A 24487-nucleotide genomic window follows, 5' to 3' on the forward strand; every position below is an offset into this window, starting at 1 on the left:
TGCAGGGCGAGCAGATTCGGAACATCAAGGGGTTCGTGAATCTTTGCGAATGAGAGCCGGCGGGTTGCACCGTCGGTGCTGTCGGCATTGATAGCGGTAGCGTTGTTTACATTAGAGGTGCTCGAGGCGACCAAGAGGGATCCTTCCACAGACCTTCAGGCGTTGTCAGATCTCCCCCGTTATGCACTCTGCAGAATGACTCCGCAGCGCTACCAGTCCGGTTCCGCTATATGACCCGGGACCCGCGCTGTCCATAGCTGGTGCACGTGGTAGACGGCACATTGATGGAACAGCTGTCAGGCTAAGCCCACCGCTATATGAAGGCTGAAGGTAAACAGGGAAGACGCAAATATCTACGATACGGCAAAGCAACCTACTTGTCTACCCCACTTCCGGCGGGATTGCAAGCACGAAGTTTTGGCGGAATTTTCCCTGACTCCTGGCGGAGCCATTCGCAAGCTGCCCCGGGCAGCGCCCGGGGTGAGCGGGTCAGCGGCCGGGACCGTGGCCCGGACCGGGCCGGATCGGGGGCCGAATGGATAGGTGACGGGGCTCACGATAACGTAGACATAAGTCGAAGTAGATCGGAAGAAAACACCATGAGCAATCCTGCAGACAACAACGATGTTGTCATTCTCGCCGCAGCCCGCACCCCCCAGGGGCGCCTGAACGGGCAGCTGGCCAGCTTCACCGCCGTCGAGCTCGGCACCCACGCCATCCGCGCGGCCCTGGCCGCGAGCGGCGTCAAGGCCGACCAGGTGGACAGCGTGATCATCGGCCAGGTCCTGCAGGCCGGAGCGGGCCAGAACCCTGCGCGCCAGAGCGCCATCGGCGCCGGCATCGGCTGGAACGTGCCGACGGTGACCATCAACAAGGTCTGCCTCTCGGGCCTCACCGCCGTGATCGACGCCGCCCGGATGATCCGCAGCGGGGACGCCACGGTGGTGGTCGCCGGCGGCCAGGAGTCCATGACCCGCGCACCTCACGTGCTGCCCGGTTCCCGGCAGGGCTGGGCGTACGGCACGGTCCAGGCCCTGGACGTGGCCGCGCACGACGGCCTGACCGACGCCTTCGACGGACAGTCCATGGGACTGTCGACCGAGAGCAAGAACCTGACCCTCGGCATTGACCGGGCCTCCCAGGACGAGGTGGCGGCCCAGTCGCACCAGCGTGCCGCCCGGGCCGCGAAGGACGGCGTCTTCGACGGCGAGATCGCCCCGATGAGCGTCAAGCAGCGCAAGGGCGATCCGATCGCCGTCACCTCCGACGAGGGCATCCGGCCCGACACGACCGTCGAATCGCTGGCCGGTCTGCGCGCGGCGTTCGTCACGGACGGAACCATCACCGCCGGCAACTCCTCTCCCCTGTCCGACGGCGCTGCCGCCCTGGTGCTGAGCAGCCGGAAGTTCGCCGAGGACAACGGTCTCGAGTACCTGGCGGTGGTCGGCAAGCCGGGCCAGGTCGCGGGGCCGGACAACTCGCTGCATTCCCAGCCGTCGAACGCCATCAAGAACGCCCTGGACAAAGCCGGCTGGTCCGCCGCGGACCTCGACTTCATCGAAATCAACGAGGCTTTCGGTTCTGTCGCGGTGCAGTCCCTGAAGGATCTCAACTATCCGCTGGAGCAGTGCAACATCCACGGCGGGGCCATCGCCCTGGGCCACCCGATCGGGGCCTCGGGGGCCCGGCTGGCCCTGCACGCGGCCCACGAACTCAAGCGCCGGGGTACCGGCAAGGCGGCCGTGTCCCTGTGCGGCGGCGGCGGCCAGGGCGAAGCGCTGCTGCTGTACCGCGACTAAATCCGGTAACCGGCGGGCGGGGCGGGCCCGGACCACTGGGCGGCCGGGCGGACCGGGCGCCGCCGACAGGAGTCAGGAAGGTTTGACGCGATGCCAGAGCAGAAAACAACCAGCGGCCGCGAACGGTTCGTCGCCGACGCCGCGGCGCGGGGGCTGGACGTGGAGATCGTCGAACGCCTCGCCGCCCGCAGCCTTGAGGAGGCGGCCGGTATCCTCGGGATCCGGCCCGCGGATATCATGAAGTCGCTCGTGGTCAAGCACAAGGACGGCAGTTTCCTGTTCGCACTGGTCCCCGGCGACCGGCAGATTTCCTGGCCCAAGCTGCGGGCGCTGCTGGGCGTCAACAAGCTCTCGCTGCCGGCGGCGGATACGGCTTTCGAGGCCACCGGGTACGAGCGCGGGACCATCACGCCGCTCGGCAGCATCCGCCCCTGGCCCGTCTACGCCGACCAGACCATCACGGGCCGTCGGATCTCCATGGGCGCCGGCGAACATGGCTACAGCGCGTTCGTGGACGCGGACGCCCTGACGGCGGCGCTGGGCGCCGTCGTCGCCGACATCACTGAGCCCAACTAGCCCGCCCGGGTTAACAGCAACGCGGGGTCACTTCCGTCCATCCCGACCGCCGGGATGGGCGCAAAGTGACCCCGCGTTGTTGTTGGAGTTGGGGTTAGGCGGTGACCGTCAGTGGCGTCCCGTTGACGGTGAGCCGCCAGTTGGCCTGGCTGAACACGGCGACGTCCAGGGTGCCGCGGTCCACGACATAGTCGATGATGCGCTGCCGGATCTCCTGCTGGCTGTTCGAGAGCACCGGCGCGTTCTTCACGGCCGGGAAGTTGCCTCCGCCGCTCTGCCGGTAGTTGTTGATGGCCAAAGCAAATTCCTGCTCGGGCGCCAGCGGCTGGCCGCCGTAGCTGAGCTTGGCGATCCGGTCCCCCGCCGGCCGGGCGAGGTCGATCTCATAGTTCAGCGGTGCGTCCAGTCCGTAGACGACGTCGTAGTTGTAGTCGGGCGTGCCGTTCGGGGCCGTAGCCGTCACAGCGTTGGTGACGTCCTGGGCCCTGGCCGTGGTGGCGGTCACCGGTTTGAAGTACTGGGCGGACCACTCCAGGTATGCCTTGACCTGCGCGCCGGTGACCTTGATGGCGAGCAGCGTGTTGTCGAAGATGTAAAGTCCTGCGACATCGCGGATGGTCAGCGGCCCGGCCTTGACGTCCACAGCACGGGAGAACGCCGCCGCAATGGACAATACGGGCAGCCCTGCCGCGGGAGTGTTGGCCAGCTCGGCCTTGACTGTGCTGGCCTGGACGTAATTAATGGCGTCGATCGCGGCGGAGTCCTCCCAGCAGGCGGTGGCCGTGCTGAGCGGCGCCGTGGAAGTTCCGATGACCTCGTTGACGTAGTTCACCGTGGCCTCGTGCCCGGCCTGAACGGCCCGGACGACGGCGGGATCGGGGGCGACGGTCTTGGCGTCCAAAAGGAGCGAATGCGCCGCGGTGACGGTCCACTGCCCTTTTTCCTTGACGAGTTCGAGGTCCATGACGGAGACGCGCATGCCCCACTTGAGCGGCTCGGTCAGGAGCACCTGCTTGCCCGTGGCCTTGTTCGTGACGAAGCGCTCGGGGATCTCCAGGTGGGCGTGCCCGACGAGGATGGCGTCGATGCCCGGGACTTCCTCTGCCAGCTGGGTGGACGCGTTCTCGGGAAAGGGCAGGGCGTCACCGTAGGAGGACCCTGGAGTCGCCCCCGAATGGCTCGTGACGATCACGACGTCGGCCCCAGATGCTTTCACCTGCGGGATGACGGTTCTGGCCTCTTCTACGATGCCGTTGAAATCGAGCTTGCCCTCGACGTTGTCCCGGTCCCAGAGTGCGCAGCCCGGCGTCACCAGGCCGACGAGGCCGACCGTCAGCCAGCCGCTGTCCGTCTTGATCCGCTTCAGGACGTAGGGGGTGAAGGCTCGCCCGCCCGACACGGCGTCGTGCACATTGGCGCCCAACAGCGGGAAGTCCAGCTGCCGCTCCCAGGTGCGCAGAAGCCCAATGCCGTAGTTGAACTCGTGGTTGCCCAGCCCCACGGCGTCGTAGCCGATCGCGTTCATGGCCAGCGCCATGGGGTGTTTCACGGTTGCCGAGATGGGGTAGATCTTGGCGAAGTAGTAGGCCAGGGGCGTGCCCTGGATGGTGTCGCCGGCGTCTATGGTCAGGGTGCTGGCCGCGCCGCGCTCGGCCCGCATGGCGTTGATCAGGGTCGCGGCCTGGGCAATCCCGATCTTGTTCCCGGCGGCGTCGGCATAGGGGACGTTCTTGAAGTAGTCCCAGTTGAAGACGTTGTTGTGCAGATCCGTGGTGCCGAGCACCGTCAGGGTGAACTGATTCTTGGCAGTCGCCCTGCCACTGGCTTCGCCGGCGACGGCCTGCGCCGCCGGGGCTCCGGCCAGCGCGGCGGCGGCCGCGCCGCCACCCACGAGGGCTGCGGCGAGCATGGCGCGGCGGGAGGGGGAAGTGTTCGGGTCCGTCATTGTGGGTGAACTCCTGAGCGTTGGGGGCCGGTGGGCACAAATCCAAAGTCTAGGGTCGCGCCATCAAGTGCGACAGGGGTATCAGAAAAACTTTGCCGAATCCTTGGGTATCGTTCACCGGCGCCGGCTTCCGGCCCGGGCGTTTCGGGTTTCCGGTCCGGGAACGCAGGAAACCCCGCCCACTGAGTGGACGGGGTTTCCTGTGAGCAGTGCGGACCGCGATTGATCCGGACGGCGGGTATTACTTGAGGGTAACGCGGGCGCCAGCTTCTTCGAGCTGAGCCTTTGCCTTCTCGGCAGCTTCCTTGGTGGCGCCTTCGAGAACAGCCTTGGGAGCGCTGTCAACCAGGTCCTTGGCTTCCTTGAGGCCCAGGGAGGTGATGGCGCGAACTTCCTTGATCACTGCGATCTTCTTGTCGCCAGCAGCTTCGAGGATGACGTCGAAGTCAGTCTTCTCTTCAGCTTCTTCTGCAGCAGCGGCGGGGCCGGCAACGGCAACAGCAGCAGCAGTAACTTCGAAGGTCTCTTCGAAGAGCTTGACGAACTCGGAGAGCTCGATGATGGTCAGTTCCTTGAAAGCTTCAATGAGCTCTTCGTTGGTGAGCTTCGCCATGGTGTGGCGTCCTTCCTATAATGGTGCGCGGCGGCCCTGAGGCTCGCTGTGACACCGGAGTCTTATGGAGAAGAGGACTAGTTCTCTTCGGGGGCTGCGGCTTCGGCCGGTGCTTCGGCCTCGGCTGCTGCATCTGCTGCGGGAGCTTCTTCAGCGGCGGGTGCTTCGGCTGCTGCCGGGGCACCGTTCTCTTCTTCAAGCTTGAGGCGCAGTGCGTCGATGATGCGTACAGCAGCGGCAGCAGGAGCCTTGAGGATCCCTGCAACCTTGGCGAGCTGCAGCTCACGGGACTCGAGTGCTGCCAGGGCAGCAACTTCGCTGGCGTTCAGTGCCTTGCCCTCGAAGTAACCGGTCTTGATGACCAGCTGCTTGTTGGCCTTGGCAAAATCCGTCAGGCTCTTGGCAGCTGCAACTGCGTCACCCTTGATGAACGCGATTGCAGTGGGGCCGGCGAGCTGACCGTCGAATGCTTCGACACCAGCTTCCTTGGCTGCAATGGCGGTCAGGGTGTTCTTGACGACCGAGAACTTGGTTTCCTGGCCGAGAGAGACACGCAGCTGCTTGAGCTGTGCAACGGTGAGCCCGCGGTATTCGGTCAGGACAGCGGCGTTCGATTCCTTGAAATCGTTAGTGATCTCAGCTACTGCTGAAACCTTGCTAGGCGTTGCCATAACCCTCCTTCCGGGGATAGTGCCGGTATGTCCGGGTCCCCGCTCAAAAGAGCTAAAACTAAAAAACGCCCCGCGCAGATGCACGGGGCTTGTCTCGACGCGGTCCATGACCGCGGAGCTTTGCTTCGTTCACCTGCGCCGGCCGCCCTATGTTCAGGGTCCTTCGTCCGGAAATCCACTGCGCTCTCCCGGCGCAACTGCAGAAGTGAGTCTTGCTTGGGAGAGTGGATTTCCAACAACCGACGGTCTTTGGTCCTTCAAGCTTACGGGACACGGCGCGCGTGTTCCAAATCGGGCCCGGCGGTCAGGGGCAGCGCAGGACTTCAGCGAAAGACTTTAGCGCCCGACGTCGGCCCGGGACCTCAGCTGACAGCCGGTCCGAAGTTGGGGAGTTCTTTTTGCCAGAGACCCGTCACGCCCGCTGTCGTGAAGCCGAGCTGCTGGTTGACCTTCAGCAGGTAGCGGTTCTCCGGGGCGTTCCACGTGTACAGGACCCGGGCGTCCGGGAACTGTTCGCTGAGCCGTTCCATATTGGCGACCTTGATCAGCAGCCCGAGCTTGTTGCCGCGGTGTTCCTGCAGCACCACCGTGTCGTCCTGGAAGACGACGTCCGGGCGCAGGGCCAGGACACTGATGGTGGTCAGGCCCACGAGCGTTCCGCTGGCGATGTGCTCGACGGCGGTGACCACCGTCCGGCGGCCCTGGGCTATGGTGACTTCCTCCGCTTCCCGGAGGATGCCGCCGTCGAACACCATTTCCTGGGCATCCGGCCCCGGCACTTCGTCCTCGCCTGCCTGGTTTTCCAGCGCGGCGACGGCCTCGAGCCACTGGTCAGGACACCGGTCCGTCCAGTGGTGCAGACGGTAGCGGCCGGCATTGGCTTCCTCGGCCTCGGCCTCGAGGTCGGCGACGAGCTTGGTGTCCAGCGGCAACGCACAGGAGCTGAACTGCTCTATGTGCTGCAGGGTGTAGCCGGTATGGCGGGCAAATTCCACGTCACGGCTGCCCAACGGGACGAACCCGACGCCGCTGCCGGGCACGAGCTGTTCGGCCTCCGGGTCCGTCAGGGTTGATCCCGGGTGGTTGGTGTCGATCAGGATCGTGTGGCGGCCCTCGTCCCGGGCGAAATGTTCGGCGGCCGCCAGCAGCTGCCTCCCCACGCCCTGGCGCCGGAATTCCGGCAGGATGTCGAGCGTGAATTCGGCGAGATCGAGGTTGTCCACGAGCGGCAGGGCGATGTCCGCCGTCCCGACAATCACGCCGTCGATCTTGGCGACGAGGATCACCTGGCGTTCGTAGGGGTCCGCCATCTCAAGCAGCTTTTCCTGCGGCGCGTAGGCGAGGTCGTCGGTGCCCCAGGTCTGCATCCGGACCCTGCGCCCCACCTCGATCGCGGCGAGAAAGTCGGCGGCATCGGGCGCGTCAAGGGAATCGGGGATCCACAGCTGCTCAATCCGTACATCGTTTGCCATAGAGGGCATCTTCCCAGCCGTTGTGCCACCCACCATCGGTACGGCCCGGCTCAAACCGGGCTTTCAACCGCCAGCATATGCTGGTTTGGGCCGCTGTTCCATTGGTGACGCCGGGCAGTTTCCGCTCCAGCCGGCGCCCTGCAGCTTCTGCCCCAGCCGGCGCCCGGTCAGTTCCGGATCTCACTGCCGGTGGCTGCGCCCGCGGCGGCAGCGGTCCGCTGCCACTCGCCGTCGTAGCCCGCCGGCTTGAAGCCCAGCGCGATGTTGATGCCGAGCATGTGGTCGTTTTCGGCGGCGTTGTATGTCAGGACGCGCCGGACCGCGGGGTACGACTCCCGCAGCAGGCGCAGGTTGCGGATCTTGATGAGCATGCCAAGCCGGTGGCCGCGGTGGCCCACCGCGACGAGGGTGTCGTCCTGGTTGGCCAGCCATGGCTTGTCGGCTGTTGTCTGCAGAACGGTATAGGCGGCCAGTTCGCCGCTGGCCCGGTGCTGTGCCGCCACCACGAGGGAGGACTGGCCGGCGCGCCGCCAGGTGTCCTCGACGTGGCGGACCCGGGCGACGTCCCAGATTTCCGGCTCGTAGCTCAGCGCTCCGGAGGGGGCGTCGGTGCTCATGCGGGACATGAGCACCGCGAGCTGGGCGGCATGTTCCTCAGGGCAGGAGTCGGTCCAGTGCAGCAGTTCATAGTCCCCCGCGCGGGCCAGGGCGTCCCGTTCCAGGGCGTCGAGGTCCGCGGCGGGCGGTACGTCGAGCGAACTGAACCGTTCGACCTGCTCCAGGCGGTACCCGGCTTTTCCGGCGAAACGGACACCCGGCGCGCCGGCGGGCAGCGCTCCGGTCCCCGTGGCGGGCTTGATGAGGTTGATGCCATCGACGTCGAAATCGGCCGGGTGCTCCGTGAAGGTCTGCAGGATGGTCCGCCGGTCGGCGGCGGCCAGCGCCTCGGCGTGCACCAGCAGTGCCCGGCCTATGCCCCGCCCGGCGAAGTCATCCAGGACGCCCACGTGCAGCAGTGCACTGCCCAGATTCTCCTGCAGTTCACAGCGGACCCAGGAGTTGGCCACCATGCCCCCGTCGACGCGGACGAAGAAGAGCCTCAGCCGGGTGTACGCCGTGTCCCGCCAGTACTGCAGGCGGGCCGCCGCGGACGATGCCCGGTCCAGGTTGCCCCAGGTCTGCCGGATGAGCTCATCGCAGAGTTCCATGAATTCGAGGAACTCCGCCGTGTCAGCGGCATCGGTGTCAGCGGCATCAAGGCTGGCGGGCAGGGAGAGTTCCTCGATGAGGTACGACGGCGTAGTCACCGGGACAGCCTAACCGGCAAGTCCGGCGGCACCAAGGGTCCCGGATGCCAAGCTTTGCGCACGCCACGGGTCCCGGCGCAGGACGGCAAAAGGCCGCCCCGCAGTTGCGGGACGGCCTTTGGCTGGAACCGGCGACGTCAGCGACGCCGCAGTTCCGTGGATCCGGTGATCCGGTGAGGACTAGACCTCGGTCAGGACCTTGGTGACGTTGGGGTCAACCGAGATGCCCGGGCCGAACGTGGTCGCCACGGTGGCCTTCTGGATGTAGCGGCCCTTGGAAGCGGACGGCTTGAGGCGGAGGACCTCTTCCAGTGCGGCTGCGTAGTTCTCGGCCAGCTTGATGGCGTCGAACGAAACCTTGCCGATGATGAAGTGCAGGTTTGAGTGCTTGTCGACGCGGAAGTCGATCTTGCCGCCCTTGATGTCGTTGACGGCCTTGGCGACGTCAGCGGTCACGGTGCCGGTCTTCGGGTTCGGCATCAGGTTACGCGGACCCAGGACCTTACCGAGGCGGCCAACCTTGCCCATGAGGTCAGGGGTGGCGACGGCGGCATCGAAGTCGGTCCAGCCGGCGGCGATCTTTTCGATCAGGTCATCGGAACCAACGAAGTCGGCGCCGGCCGCGATTGCAGCCTCAGCCTTGTCGCCCGTTGCGAAGACGAGGACGCGGGCGACCTTACCGGTGCCGTGCGGCAGGTTGACGGTGCCGCGGACCATCTGGTCGGCCTTACGCGGGTCAACGCCGAGGCGGAAAGCGACCTCAACGGTGGCGTCGAACTTGGACGGGTTGGTGTCCTTGGCGAGCGTCACTGCCTCGAACGGCGCGTAGAACTTCTCCGCGTCGATCTTGGCCGCGGCTGCCTCATATGCTTTGCTGCGCTTTGCCATGCTGCTTATTTCTCCTTGTGCAGTTGTGGTCTGCGGACCGCGCTGGGCCCTGCCACAGGCGGCATTCCGGCTGGTGTATCCGTTCCGGAATTCCGCTGTTCATTGTTTAGGTGGTGCCGGCTGGCCGGCGGTGCTGACGGCGTCGTGACCGGTTTCCCGATCCCGGCGCATCAGCGGTGGGGAATTAACCCTCGACGGTGATACCCATGGAGCGGGCGGTGCCGGCGATGATCTTCGCTGCGCCTTCGAGGCTGGTGGCGTTGAGGTCTTCCATCTTGGTGGTGGCGATCTCGTTGACCTGGGCCTGGGTCAGCTTGGCAACCTTGACGGTGTGCGGGGTAGCCGAACCCTTGGCGACGCCTGCAGCCTTTTTGATGAGCTCTGCAGCCGGCGGGGTCTTGGTGATGAACGTGAAGGAACGGTCCTCGTAGACCGTGATTTCCACGGGGATAACGTTGCCGCGCTGGGCTTCCGTCGCAGCGTTGWACGCCTTGCAGAATTCCATGATGTTGAYRCCGYGCTGRCCRAGYGCAGGACCGATCGGCGGGGCCGGGTTAGCGGCACCTGCCTGGATCTGCAGCTTGATGAGGCCGGTGACCTTCTTCTTGGGAGCCAATGTAGGTCCTTCTCTCAAATACGTCCTGGGGCACAGGAGCGTGCCTCAGGTTGGTGGCCGCCATGGCAAGGCGGCCGGCCGCTCCGTGGCTGCTAAGCGGGCAGCCCGGGGCGAATTCTTAGGGAACAGCTAGATCTTGCTGACCTGGTTGAACGCCAGGGTGACCGGAGTCTCGCGCTCGAAGATGGACACCAGCACCACGAGGGTCTGGGAATCGATCTTGATCTCGGAGATCGTGGCGGGGAGGGTCTCGAACGGGCCTTCCTTGACGATGACCGACTCGCCAACCTCGAAGTCGACGTCGACCTGTGCGGCGGCGTGCTTGACCGGCTTTCCCTTCTCGGCCTGCTCTTCTTCGAAGACCGGCGCGAGCATGGAGAAGACCTCATCGAGGCGGAGCGGGACCGGGTTGTGGGCGTTGCCCACGAAGCCGGTGACACCGGGGGTGTGGCGGACGGCGCCCCAGGAAGCGTCGGTCAGGTCCATGCGGACCAGGACATAACCGGGGATGCGTACACGGTTGATGACCTTGCGCTGGGCGTTCTTGATCTCAACGACTTCCTCCATCGGAACCTGGATTTCGAAGATGTAATCTTCCATGTCCAGGGTCTGGATGCGGGTCTCAAGGTTGGCCTTGACGCGGTTCTCGTAGCCTGCGTAGGAGTGAATGACGTACCAGTCACCCTCCTGGCGGCGCAGCTTGGCTTTGAACTCGTCCGCGGGGTCGACGTCGGCCTTGGCGGCCGCCGTTGCCAGCGCGTCGGCGTCAGCCTCATCAGTGTCGGTGTCAGCCTCATCAGCGTCGGCTGCATCAGCGTCGGCGTCGTCTGCCGCTTCTTCTTCCGTGGCTACGGCCTCGTCAGTGACGTCGGATTCGGGCGCAGCAGACACAGCCTCGGACTCTTCCGCGGCTTCCACCGCGGCGTCCTGGCTCTTATCCAGCTCAGTCTCAGTTACCTCGAGCTCCTGCTCAGACACTTGGTCTCCTGCTTCCTCATTGCCTAACATGCCTATTTAAATGACTCAATTCCGCACACCCCGCGGAATCTCCGGTTTCCCGGGGCATCCACGCAGTCTGCGGACCGGTCGCCTTAGCTGTCCGTGGGGGCGCTGCCGCCGAAGACCCAGCTGACCGCGGTCCCAAAGGCCAGGTCCAGCAAGGTGACGATCACCATCATGATGGTCACGAACACCAGTACCACGAGTGTGTAGTTGATCAGTTCTTTACGGGTCGGTGCGACGACCTTCTTCAGTTCGCCAATGACCTGGCGGATGAAGATCGCGATACGAGCGAAGAAGCCGGGCTTGGCGGCATTCTTGGCGGGGCGGCCTTTGGAGCTGCTGGCAGCTGTTTCGGTCACCTGGTCCTCACTCATCCTCGCAATGATCGGATACCCGGCTCTGAACTGAACCATGGTTGCTGCGCTGGTTCCGGATAATCCGGAACAGCATGCGCAGGGCAGACAGGACTCGAACCTGCAACCTGCGGTTTTGGAGACCGCTGCGCTACCAATTGCGCCACTACCCTTCGGGGAGAAAAACCGCTCCGGCCGATGCGTCCCACAGGCTTCCCTGAGGCGCAGGCCATCATCGTGTTTTCAACACCGGAGAACCAGTCTACGCAACAACTGCGCCTACGTCGAACCGGCCCTCTTCCGGACCCCTGCGTGCCTGCGAAAACCAACTGACAGCCGTCAGTCACATTCGGGTTCAGGCGCCCCGGGGGATCCGCTGAACAGCATAGAGTAGATTTCGTCGAATCCCATATCCAGCCTTCCAGCTGCAAGCGAAGAACGGACCCGCCCATGTCTGCTGCCCGCATTTCCCAGCGCATTTCCGCCATAGCCGAATCCGCCACTCTGGCCGTCGATGCCAAGGCGAAGGCGCTGAAGGCAGCCGGCCGTCCGGTCATTGGCTTCGGCGCCGGGGAACCCGATTTCCCGACCCCCGGCTACATTGTGCAGGCCGCCATCGAGGCCGCCAGCCAGCCGAAATACCACCGCTACTCCCCCGCCGGCGGGCTCCCCGAACTGAAGCGGGCCATCGCGGACAAGACCTTCCGGGATTCGGGCTACCGGGCGGCGGCGTCCCAGGTGCTGGTGACCAACGGCGGCAAGCAGGCCGTCTACAACACCTTCGCCACCCTGCTGGATCCGGGCGACGAGGTCATTGTTCCGACCCCGTTTTGGACCACGTACCCGGAGGCCATCCGGCTGGCCGGCGGCGTGCCGGTGGAGGTCTTCGCTGGCCCGGAGCAGGGCTACCTGGTCACCGTGGACCAGCTGGAAGCGTCCCTCACCGAGCGCACCAAGATCCTGCTCTTCGTCTCCCCTTCCAACCCCACCGGCGCCGTGTACTCGCCGGAGCAGGTCAAGGAGATCGGCCGGTGGGCAGCGTCCAAGGGCCTGTGGGTTGTCACCGACGAGATCTACGAACACCTGACCTACGACGGCGTGCCGTTCACCTCGATCGCCACCGCGGTGCCCGAGCTCGGCGACAAGGTGGTCATCCTCAACGGCGTCGCCAAGACCTATGCCATGACCGGCTGGCGCGTGGGCTGGATGATCGGGCCCGCGGACGTCATCAAGGCCGCCACCAACCTGCAGTCGCACGCGACGTCGAACGTCTCCAACATCCCCCAGGTCGCCGCCCTCGCGGCTGTGTCCGGGCCGCTGACCGCCGTCGATGAGATGAAGGTGGCATTCGACCGCCGCCGCAAGGCGATCGTCGCGGGGCTGAACGCGATTGACGGCGTTGACTGCCCGACGCCGAAGGGCGCGTTCTACGTGTACGCGGACGTCCGCGCGCTGCTGGGCAAGGAGTTCCCGTCTGCGAACGGCCCGGTGCGGCCGGCCACCTCCGCCGAACTCGCGGCGCTGATCCTGGACGAGGTCGAAGTGGCTGTGGTTCCCGGCGAGGCGTTCGGCCCGTCCGGCTACCTGCGCCTGTCCTACGCACTCGGCGACGACGACCTGGCCACGGGCGTCGCCCGCCTGCAGGACTTCCTCGGCAAGGCGAAGTAGTAACCTACCAAACGCTCCCGCAGGTCCTGCACCATTCCTACTGACGCTCCCGCAGGTCCTGCAGCATACATTCCCGACGCTCCCGCAGAACGGACGAGCGCCCGCCGCATTACCGCACCACCTGCGGAAGCGTCGGGCCTAAAAGCGCCTGAAGTGCGGGAGCGCCCTGGTTTTAGGCGCCGGACGTGCGGGAGCGTCCGGGTTTTAGGCGCCGGACTTGCGGGAGCGTTTGTCGTTAAAGGAGGCGGCGCTCGGCGGCCCAGCGGGTCAGCTCGTGGCGGCTGGAGAGCTGGAGCTTGCGCAGCACGGCCGAGACGTGGGTTTCAACGGTCTTGATCGAGATGAACAGTCCTTTGGCCACCTCCTTGTAGCTGTAGCCGCGGGCGATAAGGCGCATCACTTCGAGTTCCCGCGCCGAGAGCTTGTCGAGCTCGTCGTCGGCGATGTCCGCGGGGGCCGTGCCGAACGCGTCCAGGACGAAGCCCGCCAGCCGGGGTGAGAAGACGGCGTCGCCGCCGGCCACGCGGCGGACGGCGCCGCTGATCTCCGCGCCGGAGATGGTCTTGGTGACATAGCCGCGCGCGCCGGCCCGGATCACGGACACCACATCTTCTGCCGCGTCGGAGACGCTCAGCGCCAGGAACCGCGTGGTGCCCAGCAGGGGCGCCGAGCCGGCCAGGACCTCGCGTCCGCCGCCACCCCGGCCGCCGGGAAGATGGACGTCAAGGAGCACGACGTCGGGGCGCTGGACTGCGATGACGGCGATTGCCTCCTCCACCGTTCCGGCCTCCCCCGCGACGACGATGTCCGGGTCCAGGTCCGCCTTCAACCCGGAGCGGAAGATGGCGTGGTCGTCCACGATCACCACTCGAATCGGGGCGGGGCTTCCTTGCACAGGGTTTCGTTGCACAGGGTTTCCTGACGTTGGGCTGGTCACGGTTTGGCCTCTCCGTTGGCGTTGTTGGCGGCGGCCGCGGCAGTTCCGGCAGAGGCGGCGGCGATGGGCAGCCGGAGCCGCACTTCGGTGCCGTCCGGGCTGCTGGTGATCGCGGCGGTGCCGCCGTGGCGGTTCATCCGGCCGATGATCGATTCCCTGACGCCGAGCCTGTCCGGGGGAACGGAATCCGGATCGAAGCCCGGGCCCCGGTCCTTGACGAAAACTTCCGCGGCGGCGTCGGTGACTTCCAGGTACACGGACACGGCGCCGCCGCCGTGCCGGGCGGCGTTCAGCATGGCCTCTCGGGATGCCTGGACGAGGGCCTCGTGGCGTTGGGTCATGGCGCAGTCCCCCACGCTGACCACCTCGACGGCGTTTCCCAGGGCGTCCTCGACCTCGGCTGCGGCGGCCTTGATGCCGTCGGACAGCTGGCCGGATTCCTTGTCGGAGTCCCGGTACAGCCAGCCACGCAGCTCGCGCTCCTGCGCGCGGGCCAGCCTGATGACATCGTGCTCGTTGGCGGCCCGGCGTTGGATCAGGGCGAGGGTCTGCAGCACGGAGTCATGGAGGTGGGCGGCGATCTCGGCACGCTCGGTGGCGCGGACCCGCCCCGCGCGCTCGGTTTCCAGGTCGCGCCAGAACTTCAGCCCCCATGGCAGGAGCACCAGGGCCACGCCGCCGAGCACGGCCACCGAGGCCAGGAGGGCGAGCCAGGTCTGTTCCCAGGACCCCGAGCCGGACACCATGACCAGCACCCCGGCCACGACGAGGGCGAGCCCGGCCGCGAGGCGGGCCCAGCCGCCGGCCTGGTCCGCTTTGGTCTTGTCCACGAGCCCCGCCCGGCGGGTCTCGTCCAGTTGCATCCAGGCGATCGCGGCACCGCCCAGGATCGCAGCGACCGGGATCAGGGTTCCCAGCGGCACGTCAACCCCAAGGAGCCGGGCGATCAGGATCCCGGCGGCCAGCAACAGGCCCGCGCCCAGCAGGATCTCCTTGCCGAAGGGCATGCCGGAGACTTTGGACCGCCAGGACCCCGGCGCCGCCTTCGTTGGCGTTCCACTGGTTCCGGGAGCTCCCGGCATGCCGGGGGCGTCGGACAGGTTTGCGACGCCCGGGGTGTCCGGGAAGCTCACTGCCGGAGCGATGGGCGACGCCGGGCGGCGGGCGGTGCGCCGGGCGTTTTCATCCGCCGTGGGGACCATGATCCAAAGCCAGGCGTAGAAGGCCACCCCGGCCCCGCCGGCGAGCGCGGCCACTGCCATGCCGATCCTGACCATGCGCACCGGCCAGCCCAGGTGGTTGGCGAGGCCCGCGCACACGCCGGCAATCACGCGGTCGCTGCTGCGGACCAGCGGCGGGCGGGCGGGCGCGGTTGTCATGCCTCAATCCAAGCACGGATCGGGGTTTCCCGGACGCGTTTGAGGGCCCAACCGGGGGCCACTCAGGGACCGTTCAGGGTGTTCCCCAGTAGAGGCCGGCATCGGGAACGGGAAGGATCGAAGTATGAACCCGCACACTCCGCACCCCGATGAAGGCCCGGCCTCCGCAGACCGGCCGGCCACGGATCTATCCCGCCCCGAACTTCCAGAATCGGACCTTCCAGAACCGGAACGTACCGAACCCGAACGCCCCGCCGCAGACCTTCCGCACACGGAACGTTCCGTCCCCGAACTTCCAGGCACGGGCCAGCCCGCTCCGGCCTTCTCCGGGCCGGGCGGCGCGCCGCCGGAGCCGCCGCGGCTTTACCCGCCCGGCGATCCGAATGGGCCGTTGCCCGGCCGGCAAACCCAGAATTTCTTCGACTGGATCCGCAGCCAGGGCATTTACCGCGGACGCGACCGCTGGATCGGCGGCGTGGCCAGCGGCATAGCCCACCGGCTCGGCGTCGACCCGCTGATTATCCGCGGCGTCCTGATCGTCCTGACCGTCTTCGCCGGAATTGGCGTTCTCGCCTACGGCCTGGCCTGGGCCTTGCTGCCCGAACCCGACGGCCGCATTCACGTCCAGGAGGCCGCCGCAGGGCGGTGGACGGCCGGCATGACCGGCGCGCTCATCACCTCGGTCATCGGTTTCCCCAGCCTGGGCACCGGGGTCTGGGGCTGGGACCGCTTCGGCTTTGGCGCCTTCGTCTGGACCGTCTTCTGGGTGGGCGGGGCCATCTACCTCGTCTACTACCTGACCCAACGCAACAAGATCCGGGACGGGGCCACTGCCATGCCGTCGCATTACGACTCCGGCAGCCCGGCCGGCGCCGCGGCTTTTGCGGCTAGCCCCCGCACCGCCGCCGGGCCGCCATCGGCAGGCAGCTTCCCGCAGGGCAGCGGCCGGACATATGGCGACCTGGCTGACAGCTCTCGAGTCACCGGCACCGGTCCGGACTGGGGTCCGCCCCCGCCGTCGGGACCCATTGCGTCCGGCCCCGTACCGCCCGGCCCTGTTCCCCCAGACGGCTACGGACCGGGGTCCGGCGCCACACCGCCCGCACCGTCCGCGCGCAACCTTGGCCCGGGCGCTCCGGCGGTCGCCATCACCGTCGGCTCCGCCCTCCTGGTGGGCGGGAGCATCAAGGCCCTCGACGCGGCCAACGTGATCGATCTCGGCGATGCCGGCAACGCGCTGGTCTGGGCCTTCGGCGCGGCCATCCTGGGCCTCGGGATCCTGTTTGCAGGGCTGCGGGGCCGGACCTCCGGGATCCTGGGCTTCTTCTCAATCGTGGCCCTGCTGATCGGCGCCATTTTCAGCGTGGTCCCCCACGGGGACCGGTTCCGCTTCCAGAACGCCGACTGGGCTCCGGCGAGCATTCAGCAGGCCCAAGGCGGCTTCGAGATCACCGGCGGCGCCGGAACCGTGGACCTGACCAAGCTGGCGCTGAATCCGCCCCTGGGCTCCGATGTCGTAGTTCCGATCGACGCGACGGCCAGCAACCTCACAGTCGTCATCCCCGCCACCGTTCCGGTGCACGTCCAGGCGGACATGACCATGGGCAACCTCCACGACGGCAACCAGGACCGCGGCGGCATGACGACGCAGCAAAGCGACTACAACACCGCAAAACCGGGCGCCCGGCTGGTCCTGGAGATCTCCGGCACCGTCAGCAACGTGACCATCAAGGAAGGCAACTGACATGAGCAGCTATGACGACTCGCCGCTGGCCGACGCCGGGCACGACCCCGAAGCGGGTCCGCCCGCCCGGGTGGGCACAGTGGTCTGGGGACTGACAGTGGTGGCATTGGCCGCACTGATCATCATTTCCCGGCTCGGCCTCGTGGCCCTCAACGGCACCTATGTGCTGATCGGCCTGATGATCGGGGCAGGGGGCGCCCTGGTCGTGGGCGGCCTGGTCTCGGCGCGCAGGCGTGACAATAAGTCAACTACAGGGAAGTCTTGAACCATGGATAAATTCTTCGACACCATCCGGGGCCTCGGCCTGAAACGTGGTCCGCAGCGCTGGGTTGGCGGCGTTTGCGGCGGGGTTGCCGCCAAACTGAACGTTGATGTGGCCTATGTCCGGATCGCCTACCTGCTCCTGAGCCTGCTCCCTGGCCCGGCGTTCGTAGTCTACCTCGCGGCCTGGCTCCTCCTCCCGGACCAGCGCAACGCAATCGTCCTCCAAAGCTTCCTCTCGAAGCGTTCCTCCCGGCCCTGACATCCGTCACCGGCCGTCCAATCACAGGCCGGCCACTCACAGGCCGGGCCGGCCCGGCGGCAACCTGCCCCGGTAGCTGCCCCGCACCACGAAAAGGTGCCCCCGCCATCATGGCGGGGGCACCTTTTGTAACCGTTTGTGTCCTGCCCCACACCCGCCACTAGACTCTAGGGTGAGCTCAGCGTGGCGCTCTGCCTGTACCCCTTCAAACCAGGATTTGAGCCAAGACATGAAAATTGGAATCCTCACCAGCGGCGGAGACTGCCCCGGCCTGAACGCCGTCATCCGTGGCGCCGTCCTCAAAGGAATCGCGGTCCACGGCCAGCAGTTCGTAGGATTCAAGGATGGCTGGCGCGGCGTTGTCGAGGGCGACATCGTGGAAATTCCCCGCACCATGGTCCGCGGCATCGCCAAGCAGGGCGGCACCATCCTGGGCACGTCCCGCACCAACCCGTTTGAGAACGGCGGCGGTCCCGACGTCATCAAAGCCAACATGGACCGGCTCGGGATCGACGCCATCATCGCCATCGGCGGCGAGGGCACCCTGGCCGCCGCAAAGCGGCTCACCGACGCCGGCCTCAAAATCGTGGGCGTGCCCAAGACGGTCGACAACGACCTTGACGCCACGGACTACACCTTCGGCTTCGACACGGCCGTGGAAATCGCCACCGAGGCAATCGACCGGCTGCGCACCACCGGAGAGTCCCACCACCGCTGCATGATTGCCGAAGTCATGGGACGGCATGTGGGCTGGATCGCCTTGCACGCCGGCATGGCCTCGGGCGCCCACGCCATCCTGATCCCGGAGCAGAAGGCCTCCATGGAACAGATCGCCGAGTGGGTCGTCTCCGCCCACGACCGTGGCCGCGCCCCGCTRCTCGTCGTCGCCGAGGGGTTTGTGCCCGAAGGCCAGGAGTCCCCGCATTCGGAGCGCGGCCTCGACACCTTTGGCCGGCCCCGCCTCGGCGGCATCGCCGAAATGCTTGCCCCCGAGCTGGAGGCCCGCACCGGCATCGAGACCCGCGCAACGGTCCTTGGCCACATCCAGCGCGGTGGCGTCCCGACGGCGTTCGACCGGGTCCTGGCCACCCGCCTGGGCATGGCCGCCATCGATTCGGTAGTGGAAAAGCGCTGGGGCACCATGGTGTCGCTGCACGGCACGGATATTGTGCATGTCGGTTTCGACGCCGCACTCGGCAACCTCAAGTCCGTACCGCAGAGCCGCTACGACGAGGCCGCAGTCCTCTTCGGCTAGCGGGACAACACCGGCGGGGTCCGGCTCGGCGCGGCCCGCCGGGAAGAGCCGGGCGGGCAGCGCCGCAGCCAGGCAGGGGGCAACCGGACGCCCGGCCGCGGTGGGTAGGGTTGATTCATGACTCTTGAGCCCGGTTCCGCAGAAATTGTCCAGCTCGCATGGGCGCGCCGCCTGGGGTTCGACGACGGCGCCTTCGCGGCTGCCGCCGGCGTGAGGCTCACCCGGGCGGATGAGACAGCCCGGTCCCTGGAGTTCGTCCGCCTGTTCGGCAATTCCGCCCTGGTGGGCCCGCAGTGGGCGCTGGACGCCGCCGAGGGTCTCTCGGACGAGGAACTGGCCCAGCACGTGACGCTGCTGACCATCACCCGCGGGCACGGCGGCCACGGGCTCGGCGCCGCGGCACTCTTCTTCGCCGACGACCTCCCCCTGCAGCAGCCTGCCGGGGAGTTGACGGTCTCGCACGGGAACCCGGAAGCGATCGAACTGGAGACGTTCTGCCCGCCCGACGACGTCAACGAGGTGGGCCTCGCCGACCTGGAACACCGCTTCACCGTCCTGCATCTGGAAGACGGGCGGCGGACGCCGGTGGCCTGCGGGGCGTATGCGGAATGGGAAGGGCTGCTGGCCCATATGGGCGTGCTGGTCTCGCCCGAATGGCGGCGCCACGGCCTGGGCAAGCTGGCCGCCTCGGTAGCCGCCCACGAGGCCCTCGCCGCCGGGCTGACGCTGCAGTGGCGTTCAGAAGTTAGCAACAAGGGGTCGCTGGCGCTGGCCCGGAGCCTGGGATTTTCTGCGGGCGGCATCCAAACCAGCGTGCTGCTGGGCTGATCCGGATGCCGCCAGGCTAGCCGCGCTCCGCTGCGGCCCTGTCCGCGTCGGCTTCGTCCGCGTCCGCTTGGTCCGCGGCGGCTGCTGCGGCTGTGGCTGCGGCAGCATCTGGTTCGCCCCAGCCCTGGACCGGCTTGGGCTTGGCGAAGAACAGCGCCACGGCAGCACCGAGCAGAATGACCGCCGCCGGCAGCAGGATGGATTGGCCCATCGCCGTCGAGAACCCCTCATGAAGTTCCGCCGGCAAGGCCCCGCCGAAGCCCATCGGGCTGGCGTCTGCGCCTGCTCCGGGCCGGGCGGGGAGCTCGGCCGCAAGCCGCGACTGGATCAGGACGGCGATGGCGGCGCTGCCGAGTACGGCGCCGATCTGGCGGGTCGTGTTGTAGACGCCTGAGCCGGCTCCCGCCTGCCGCGGCGGCAGGTTGCGTGTGACGGTGGAACTCAACGGCGCCCAGATGCCTGCATTGGCGAAGCCCAGCACTGCGCTCGGCAGGAGGAACAGCCAGATGGGGGTGTCCGGGTGCATGAGCAGGGCATTCCAGAACAGCGCCACGGACATCAGGACCAGGCCGGTCGCGGTGATGAATTTCGGGTTGACCTTGTCGATGATCCGGCCGACGACGGGGGCGAGGCCGCCCGAGATCAGCGCCATCGGCACCATCATGAGCGCCGACTGGGTCGGGGTCAGTCCGCGGACGATCTGGTAGTAGAAGATCAGCGGCAGGCTGAACGCGGTGACGGTGAAGCCCACCGTGGTGATCGCAATGTTGGCGAGCGAGAAGTTCCGGTCCTTGAAAAGGGACAGGGGCAGCAGCGGTTCACCCGTGTTGAACTTCTGCCACAGGACGAAGACCACCAGCACGGCGATGCCGCTGATGATCAGGCCCCAGACGGTGATGGGGCCGGCGATGGTGCCCCAGTCGTACGTCGCGCCCTCTTGGATGCCGAAGACCAGGAGGAACAGGCCGAGGGCGCTGAGCAGCACGCCGGGAATATCGAACTTGTGCGGGTGGGTTGTCAGCGAGGGCACGAAACGCTGGGCGAGGATGAAGCCGACAATCCCGACGGGAACGTTGATGAAGAAGATCCATTCCCAGCCGAGGCCGTCCACCAGCACGCCGCCGAGGATCGGGCCAACCAGCGTGGCGACGCCGGCCGTGGCACCCCAGATGCCCATGGCCGCTCCGCGGCGGTCCGGGGGGAAGATCCGGGTAATGACGGCCATGGTCTGCGGCGTCATCATGGCCGCGCCGAGTCCCTGGACCACACGGGCCGCGATGAGGATCTCGACGCTGCCGGAGAGGCCGCACCACAGCGATGCCACAGTGAAGACGACGAGTCCGGAGAGGTAGAGCTTCTTCGGACCGAAACGGTCCCCGAGCCGGCCCGTGATCAGCAGCGGCACGGCATAGGCGAGCAGGTAGGCGCTGGTGACCCAGATCACCGAGTTAATGTCAGTGTTGAGGCCCTCCATAATGCTGGGGTTGGCCACCGAGACGATGGTGGTGTCGATCAGGATCATGAAGAAGCCGATCACCAGGGACCAGAGTGCCGGCCATGGCCGGGCTACGTTTTCCATGCGGTTCCTTAGGGGCTGGTGTGAAACGGTGGATGGGCTGTGTGTGGGGGCGGCCGGGTCCCGGCCGCGGTCCTGCGCGGAGTTCACCACGGCAGTTCGCCGGAGCGGAGCTGGTCCTGAAGGCTGCGGATCCAGGCGATTTCGGCGCGCAGCGTGCTCAGCTGGAACTGGACATCGATCCAGTACTTGCGCTCCACGCCCTTCTTCGCGAGCAGGTCCTCGCCGGAGACCAGGAAGCCGAGCTGTTCCTCCAACGCCTGAAGACGCCGGTCGAGGAGTTCCACGACGACGCCGGCGGGCAGGTTGTAGGCCTCGGAGATGGCCAGCGGGAAGGCCGGGTATTCGTTGACCGGGGCGGCGAGCATGTCCTGCAGCCACGTCGTGAACGCTTCGCGGCCGGCAGCCGAGATCGTGTAGGTGGTGCGCTCCGGACGGTTGCCTCCCCGGTCCGTTCCCGTGGCTGTGACCAGCCCCCGATCCTCGAGCCGCCCGACGGCGTGATAAAGCGTTCCTGGCCGCACCTTGACCAGCCGGTCCTCGTGCCGTGCGATCAGGAGCTGGTACATCTCGTAGGGATGCATCGGCTCTTCCACGAGCAGGGAAAGTGCGGCGACACCTAGGGGTGTCAATGCGGTTGCCCGGGCCATGGTGCAGTCCTTCTCGGTTTAGCAGTGTTCTCTTCGGCCTAAACGGCAGTTACTCCACTAAAGATTATTCCACGTGGAGTATTTGAGGGCAATCCTCCCAAACCCGGGCCGGCCGCGCCCCGGCCCCAGGTGCGATTGGTCAGCCGAGGAGGGCCAGGATGTCCGTCCGGGCGAACATCTGCGCAGCGGCCCGCGCGGTGGGGGTGCCGGCGTCCGGGTCGGCCCCGGCGTCCAGCAGTTCCCGGGCCACGTCCGTGTAGCCCTTGAAGACAGCACCGGCCAGCGGGGTCTGGCCGCGGTCGTTCGGCGTGTTGGCGTCGCCGCCGTGGTCCAGGATCAGCCGGACAGTGCCGGCGTGGCCGTGGTACGCCGCCAGCATCACCAGCGAGTCGCCGGAGGAGGTGGTCAGCGTGGCCGGGGCGCCGGCGGCCAGGTAGCTGCCCAGCAGCGCGGAGTTGCCCTCGCGGGCGGCGTCGAAGAGCGCGTGCGCCAGCGCGAGTGTCTCGTCGTCGGGCGCGGCGCCCGGCTCGTTCACTTTGGACTCGCCGCTCATCGGGTGCCCCGCAGGAAGCCGGTCTGGCGGCCTACCACCTGGCCGGCGTCGGGGGCCACAATGACTTCCTGGGCCGCGGAGTACGGCTCGTCCCCGTCCACGACGGTCAGGACCTCGTCCGGGGCGACGGAGCGTTTGATGACGGCCAGGGCGACGGGGCCCATTTCGTAGTGCTGCGCCACGGAGGTCACGGTGCCCACCTTCCGTTCGCCCGCACGCACCTCGCTGCCGGCCGCGGGCAGGGTGTGCTGGGAACCGTCGAGCTGGAGGAACACGAGACGGCGCGGCGGGTGGCCCAGGTTGTGGACTCGCGCGATCGTCTCCTGGCCCTTGTAGCAGCCCTTGGCCAGGTGCACGGCAGTGCGGAGGAGGTCGAGCTCATGCGGGATGGTCTTGTCGTCCGTTTCCGCGCCCCAGCGGGGCCGCCACGCCGCAATCCGCAGCGCTTCGGACGCCATGGTGCCGGCGAGGGCACGGTCGCCCACGGTCGCGACCAGCTCGTCCGCGGGGACCAGGTACTCAAACCAGGGCCGTTCCAGTCCTGGATGGGCGTCCTCGCCCACCACAGCGTAGGAGTAGCCGCCGGCGCCGACGTGCGGCCACGGGTCTTGCCAGGCCTGCAGCGCCTCCCATTCCGGGATGCGGTGGGTGGAGCCGAGTACGGCCCAGTCGGCGGAGACGTCCGCGATTTCGACCCGGAGCATGAACTTCATCTTGTTGAGCCATTCGGCGAGCGGGGCCGCCTCGGCTGCCTCGACGATCAGCCAGGTCGTGGCGCCGTCGTCCACCACCCTGGCGTCGAATTCGATCCGGCCCTGCACGCTCAGCAACAGCAGTTCGGTGGACTGGCCAGGGGCCAGCGAAGTGAGCTGCTGGGAGGACAGCGTGTTGAGCCAGCTCAGGCGGTCCGGCCCGCTGACCGTCACCACACCGCGGTGTGAGAGATCGACGACGGCGGTGCCGGCGGCCAGCGCCCGCTGCTCCCGGAGCGGCTCGCCGTAGTGGGCGGCGACGCCGGCATCGGCGCCGCCGGCCTCAACCGCGGCCGGGCGCGACAACAGGGGGCTTTTGATAGTCATATTGAAAGGAACGTCCTTAGCTCTGTGCGTATTCCGGGCCCGGCAGGTTCCGGCCCCGGCAGGGACAATCTGGCTCCGCCGGACTGTGGGGCAGGCCGGTCCTAGCGGTATTCCGGATTTTCAAAGTCGAAACGGGTGCCCGCTTTCCAGGCATCGGGCAGGTTTCCGTAGGCGGGAATGCCGCCCGCATCCTTGAGCATGCGCGCCAGGTGCAGCATGTTCCAGGTCATGAAGGTGGTGTTGCGGTTGGTGAAATCGCTCTCCGGCCCCCCGGACCCCTGGTCAAGGTAGCTCGGTCCCGGCCCGACGGGACCGATCCAGCCGGCGTCGGCCTGCGGCGGGATGGTGAAGCCGATGTGCTGGAGGCTGTACAGGACGTTCATGGCGCAATGCTTGATGCCGTCCTCATTGCCGGTGATGAGGCAGCCGCCCACCTTCGGATAGTAGGCCCACTGGCCCTTCGCGTTCAGCTGCCCGGAGTGGGCGTAGAGGCGCTCGATGAGCTTCTTGGTCTGCGAGGAGTTGTCCCCCAGCCAGATAGGCCCCGCGACGACGACGATGTCCGCTTCCTGGACGGCCGGGTAGAGTTCCGGCCACTCATCGGTGGCCCAGCCGTGTTCGCGCATGTCCGGGTAGACCCCGCTGGCGATGTCGTGGTCCACCGTGCGGATCACGCGGGTGGTGACGCCCTGCTTCTCCATGATCCGGCGGCTGACCTCGATCAGGCCCTGGGTGTTGGACACGTCCGGGGACTTCTTGAGCGTGCCGTTGAAGAACACGGCCTTGAGGTCGGCGTAGCTGGCGCTGCCGGGTGCTGTGCTGCCGGCTGAGCTGGTGACTGTGTCGTTCACGGCATTTCTCCTGGGTCGATGGTGACAACGGAAAAATCAGTGAGACCGCGTAATTAGCCTACTTTGGCGAGGATGGCCGATGCGTGGGCCTCCAGGCCGCCGCCCGCCGTCGAATTCTTGCCGGTGGCCACGTCCCAGCGCCACAGCAGGTTTCCTTCCACCAGCCCGAAGATCCGGGTGGCCGCCGTGTACTCCTTGGAGT

The 24487-nt window shown here is 67.0% G+C and carries 24 protein-coding genes, 1 tRNA gene and 1 pseudogene; 8 read left to right on the forward strand and 18 right to left on the reverse strand.

The annotated features are described in order from the left end of the window. Positions 1-599 precede the first annotated feature (599 nt). Entirely contained in the window at positions 600-1799 is a 1200-nt protein-coding gene (locus AC1D1W_RS14040) for an acetyl-CoA C-acetyltransferase (RefSeq protein ID WP_459385405.1), read from the forward strand. 90 nt (positions 1800-1889) lie between these two features. Next, positions 1890-2375, forward strand: a complete 486-nt coding sequence (locus AC1D1W_RS14045; RefSeq protein ID WP_476943996.1) for an aminoacyl-tRNA deacylase — start codon at positions 1890-1892, stop codon at positions 2373-2375. 94 nt (positions 2376-2469) lie between these two features. On the opposite strand, the gene AC1D1W_RS14050 is transcribed toward AC1D1W_RS14045, so the two are convergent. The 10 genes from AC1D1W_RS14050 to AC1D1W_RS14095 all read right to left on the reverse strand — a co-directional run bounded on the left by AC1D1W_RS14050 (position 2470) and on the right by AC1D1W_RS14095 (position 11415). Further along, entirely contained in the window at positions 2470-4320 is a 1851-nt protein-coding gene (locus AC1D1W_RS14050; protein WP_476943997.1) for a bifunctional metallophosphatase/5'-nucleotidase, read from the reverse strand. A gap of 241 nt (positions 4321-4561) precedes the next feature. Next, positions 4562-4933, reverse strand: coding sequence for a 50S ribosomal protein L7/L12 (rplL, locus tag AC1D1W_RS14055; protein ID WP_028276543.1), 372 nt, complete (start codon positions 4931-4933; stop codon positions 4562-4564). A gap of 77 nt (positions 4934-5010) precedes the next feature. Beyond that, complete coding sequence (rplJ, locus tag AC1D1W_RS14060) at positions 5011-5604, reverse strand: 50S ribosomal protein L10 (protein WP_028276542.1); 594 nt, start codon at positions 5602-5604, stop codon at positions 5011-5013. Positions 5605-5966: 362 nt separating this feature from the next. Next, on the reverse strand, positions 5967-7076 hold the full coding sequence (locus AC1D1W_RS14065) for a GNAT family N-acetyltransferase (RefSeq protein ID WP_028276541.1): 1110 nt from the start codon (positions 7074-7076) through the stop codon (positions 5967-5969). Between the two features lie 167 nt (positions 7077-7243). Then, a complete protein-coding gene (locus AC1D1W_RS14070; protein WP_476943998.1) occupies positions 7244-8383 on the reverse strand; it encodes a GNAT family N-acetyltransferase in 1140 nt (379 codons plus the stop codon). A 180-nt stretch (positions 8384-8563) separates the two neighbouring features. Beyond that, the gene (rplA, locus tag AC1D1W_RS14075) at positions 8564-9271 is read right to left on the reverse strand and encodes a 50S ribosomal protein L1 (protein WP_091251962.1); all 708 of its coding nucleotides are present in this window, start codon (positions 9269-9271) and stop codon (positions 8564-8566) included. 184 nt (positions 9272-9455) lie between these two features. Continuing rightward, on the reverse strand, positions 9456-9887 hold the full coding sequence (gene rplK, locus AC1D1W_RS14080; RefSeq protein ID WP_476943999.1) for a 50S ribosomal protein L11: 432 nt from the start codon (positions 9885-9887) through the stop codon (positions 9456-9458). Positions 9888-10016: 129 nt separating this feature from the next. Beyond that, positions 10017-10865: a transcription termination/antitermination protein NusG gene (gene nusG / locus AC1D1W_RS14085; RefSeq protein ID WP_476944000.1), complete on the reverse strand. Its 849-nt coding sequence runs from the start codon at positions 10863-10865 to the stop codon at positions 10017-10019. Positions 10866-10978: 113 nt separating this feature from the next. Then, entirely contained in the window at positions 10979-11263 is a 285-nt protein-coding gene (gene secE, locus AC1D1W_RS14090) for a preprotein translocase subunit SecE (RefSeq protein WP_026266472.1), read from the reverse strand. 79 nt (positions 11264-11342) lie between these two features. Further along, a tRNA-Trp gene (locus AC1D1W_RS14095) sits at positions 11343-11415 on the reverse strand. A gap of 277 nt (positions 11416-11692) precedes the next feature. Between AC1D1W_RS14095 and AC1D1W_RS14100 the strand changes: the two genes are divergently transcribed. Then, positions 11693-12910, forward strand: coding sequence for a pyridoxal phosphate-dependent aminotransferase (locus AC1D1W_RS14100; protein WP_476944001.1), 1218 nt, complete (start codon positions 11693-11695; stop codon positions 12908-12910). Positions 12911-13145: 235 nt separating this feature from the next. On the opposite strand, the gene AC1D1W_RS14105 is transcribed toward AC1D1W_RS14100, so the two are convergent. After that, the gene (locus AC1D1W_RS14105) at positions 13146-13778 is read right to left on the reverse strand and encodes a LuxR C-terminal-related transcriptional regulator (RefSeq protein WP_243181155.1); all 633 of its coding nucleotides are present in this window, start codon (positions 13776-13778) and stop codon (positions 13146-13148) included. 65 nt (positions 13779-13843) lie between these two features. After that, complete coding sequence (locus tag AC1D1W_RS14110; RefSeq protein ID WP_476944002.1) at positions 13844-15226, reverse strand: ATP-binding protein; 1383 nt, start codon at positions 15224-15226, stop codon at positions 13844-13846. Between the two features lie 124 nt (positions 15227-15350). Between AC1D1W_RS14110 and AC1D1W_RS14115 the strand changes: the two genes are divergently transcribed. From AC1D1W_RS14115 to AC1D1W_RS14135, 5 genes are all read left to right on the forward strand, one after another. Next, entirely contained in the window at positions 15351-16970 is a 1620-nt protein-coding gene (locus AC1D1W_RS14115) for a PspC domain-containing protein (RefSeq protein ID WP_476944003.1), read from the forward strand. Position 16971: 1 nt separating this feature from the next. Then, positions 16972-17235: a hypothetical protein gene (locus AC1D1W_RS14120; protein ID WP_476944004.1), complete on the forward strand. Its 264-nt coding sequence runs from the start codon at positions 16972-16974 to the stop codon at positions 17233-17235. 3 nt (positions 17236-17238) lie between these two features. Further along, the gene (locus AC1D1W_RS14125) at positions 17239-17493 is read left to right on the forward strand and encodes a PspC domain-containing protein (protein ID WP_028276532.1); all 255 of its coding nucleotides are present in this window, start codon (positions 17239-17241) and stop codon (positions 17491-17493) included. A gap of 229 nt (positions 17494-17722) precedes the next feature. Beyond that, the gene (locus AC1D1W_RS14130) at positions 17723-18748 is read left to right on the forward strand and encodes a 6-phosphofructokinase (RefSeq protein WP_476944005.1); all 1026 of its coding nucleotides are present in this window, start codon (positions 17723-17725) and stop codon (positions 18746-18748) included. A gap of 117 nt (positions 18749-18865) precedes the next feature. Further along, the gene (locus tag AC1D1W_RS14135) at positions 18866-19576 is read left to right on the forward strand and encodes a GNAT family N-acetyltransferase (RefSeq protein WP_476944006.1); all 711 of its coding nucleotides are present in this window, start codon (positions 18866-18868) and stop codon (positions 19574-19576) included. A gap of 16 nt (positions 19577-19592) precedes the next feature. Here the strand turns inward: AC1D1W_RS14135 and AC1D1W_RS14140 are convergent, their stop codons facing one another. The 6 genes and pseudogenes from AC1D1W_RS14140 to AC1D1W_RS14165 form a co-directional block, all read right to left on the reverse strand. After that, positions 19593-21155 carry an MFS transporter gene (locus tag AC1D1W_RS14140; protein ID WP_476944007.1) on the reverse strand — a complete coding sequence of 521 codons (1563 nt, stop codon included), beginning with the start codon at positions 21153-21155 and terminating at the stop codon, positions 19593-19595. 83 nt (positions 21156-21238) lie between these two features. Then, on the reverse strand, positions 21239-21802 hold the full coding sequence (locus tag AC1D1W_RS14145; RefSeq protein ID WP_476944008.1) for a PadR family transcriptional regulator: 564 nt from the start codon (positions 21800-21802) through the stop codon (positions 21239-21241). Positions 21803-21941: 139 nt separating this feature from the next. Beyond that, the gene (locus AC1D1W_RS14150; protein ID WP_043435923.1) at positions 21942-22355 is read right to left on the reverse strand and encodes an ankyrin repeat domain-containing protein; all 414 of its coding nucleotides are present in this window, start codon (positions 22353-22355) and stop codon (positions 21942-21944) included. After that, on the reverse strand, positions 22352-23434 hold the full coding sequence (gene ygfZ, locus AC1D1W_RS14155; protein ID WP_459385416.1) for a CAF17-like 4Fe-4S cluster assembly/insertion protein YgfZ: 1083 nt from the start codon (positions 23432-23434) through the stop codon (positions 22352-22354). The genes AC1D1W_RS14150 and ygfZ overlap by 4 nt, the downstream gene beginning before the upstream one ends. A 101-nt stretch (positions 23435-23535) precedes the next feature. Then, the gene (locus AC1D1W_RS14160) at positions 23536-24285 is read right to left on the reverse strand and encodes a flavodoxin family protein (RefSeq protein ID WP_243181101.1); all 750 of its coding nucleotides are present in this window, start codon (positions 24283-24285) and stop codon (positions 23536-23538) included. Positions 24286-24338: 53 nt separating this feature from the next. Next, a pseudogene (locus AC1D1W_RS14165) lies at positions 24339-24487 on the reverse strand (FABP family protein); the annotation flags it as partial.

The sequence above is a fragment of the Arthrobacter sp. P1_B4 genome (assembly GCF_056406555.1).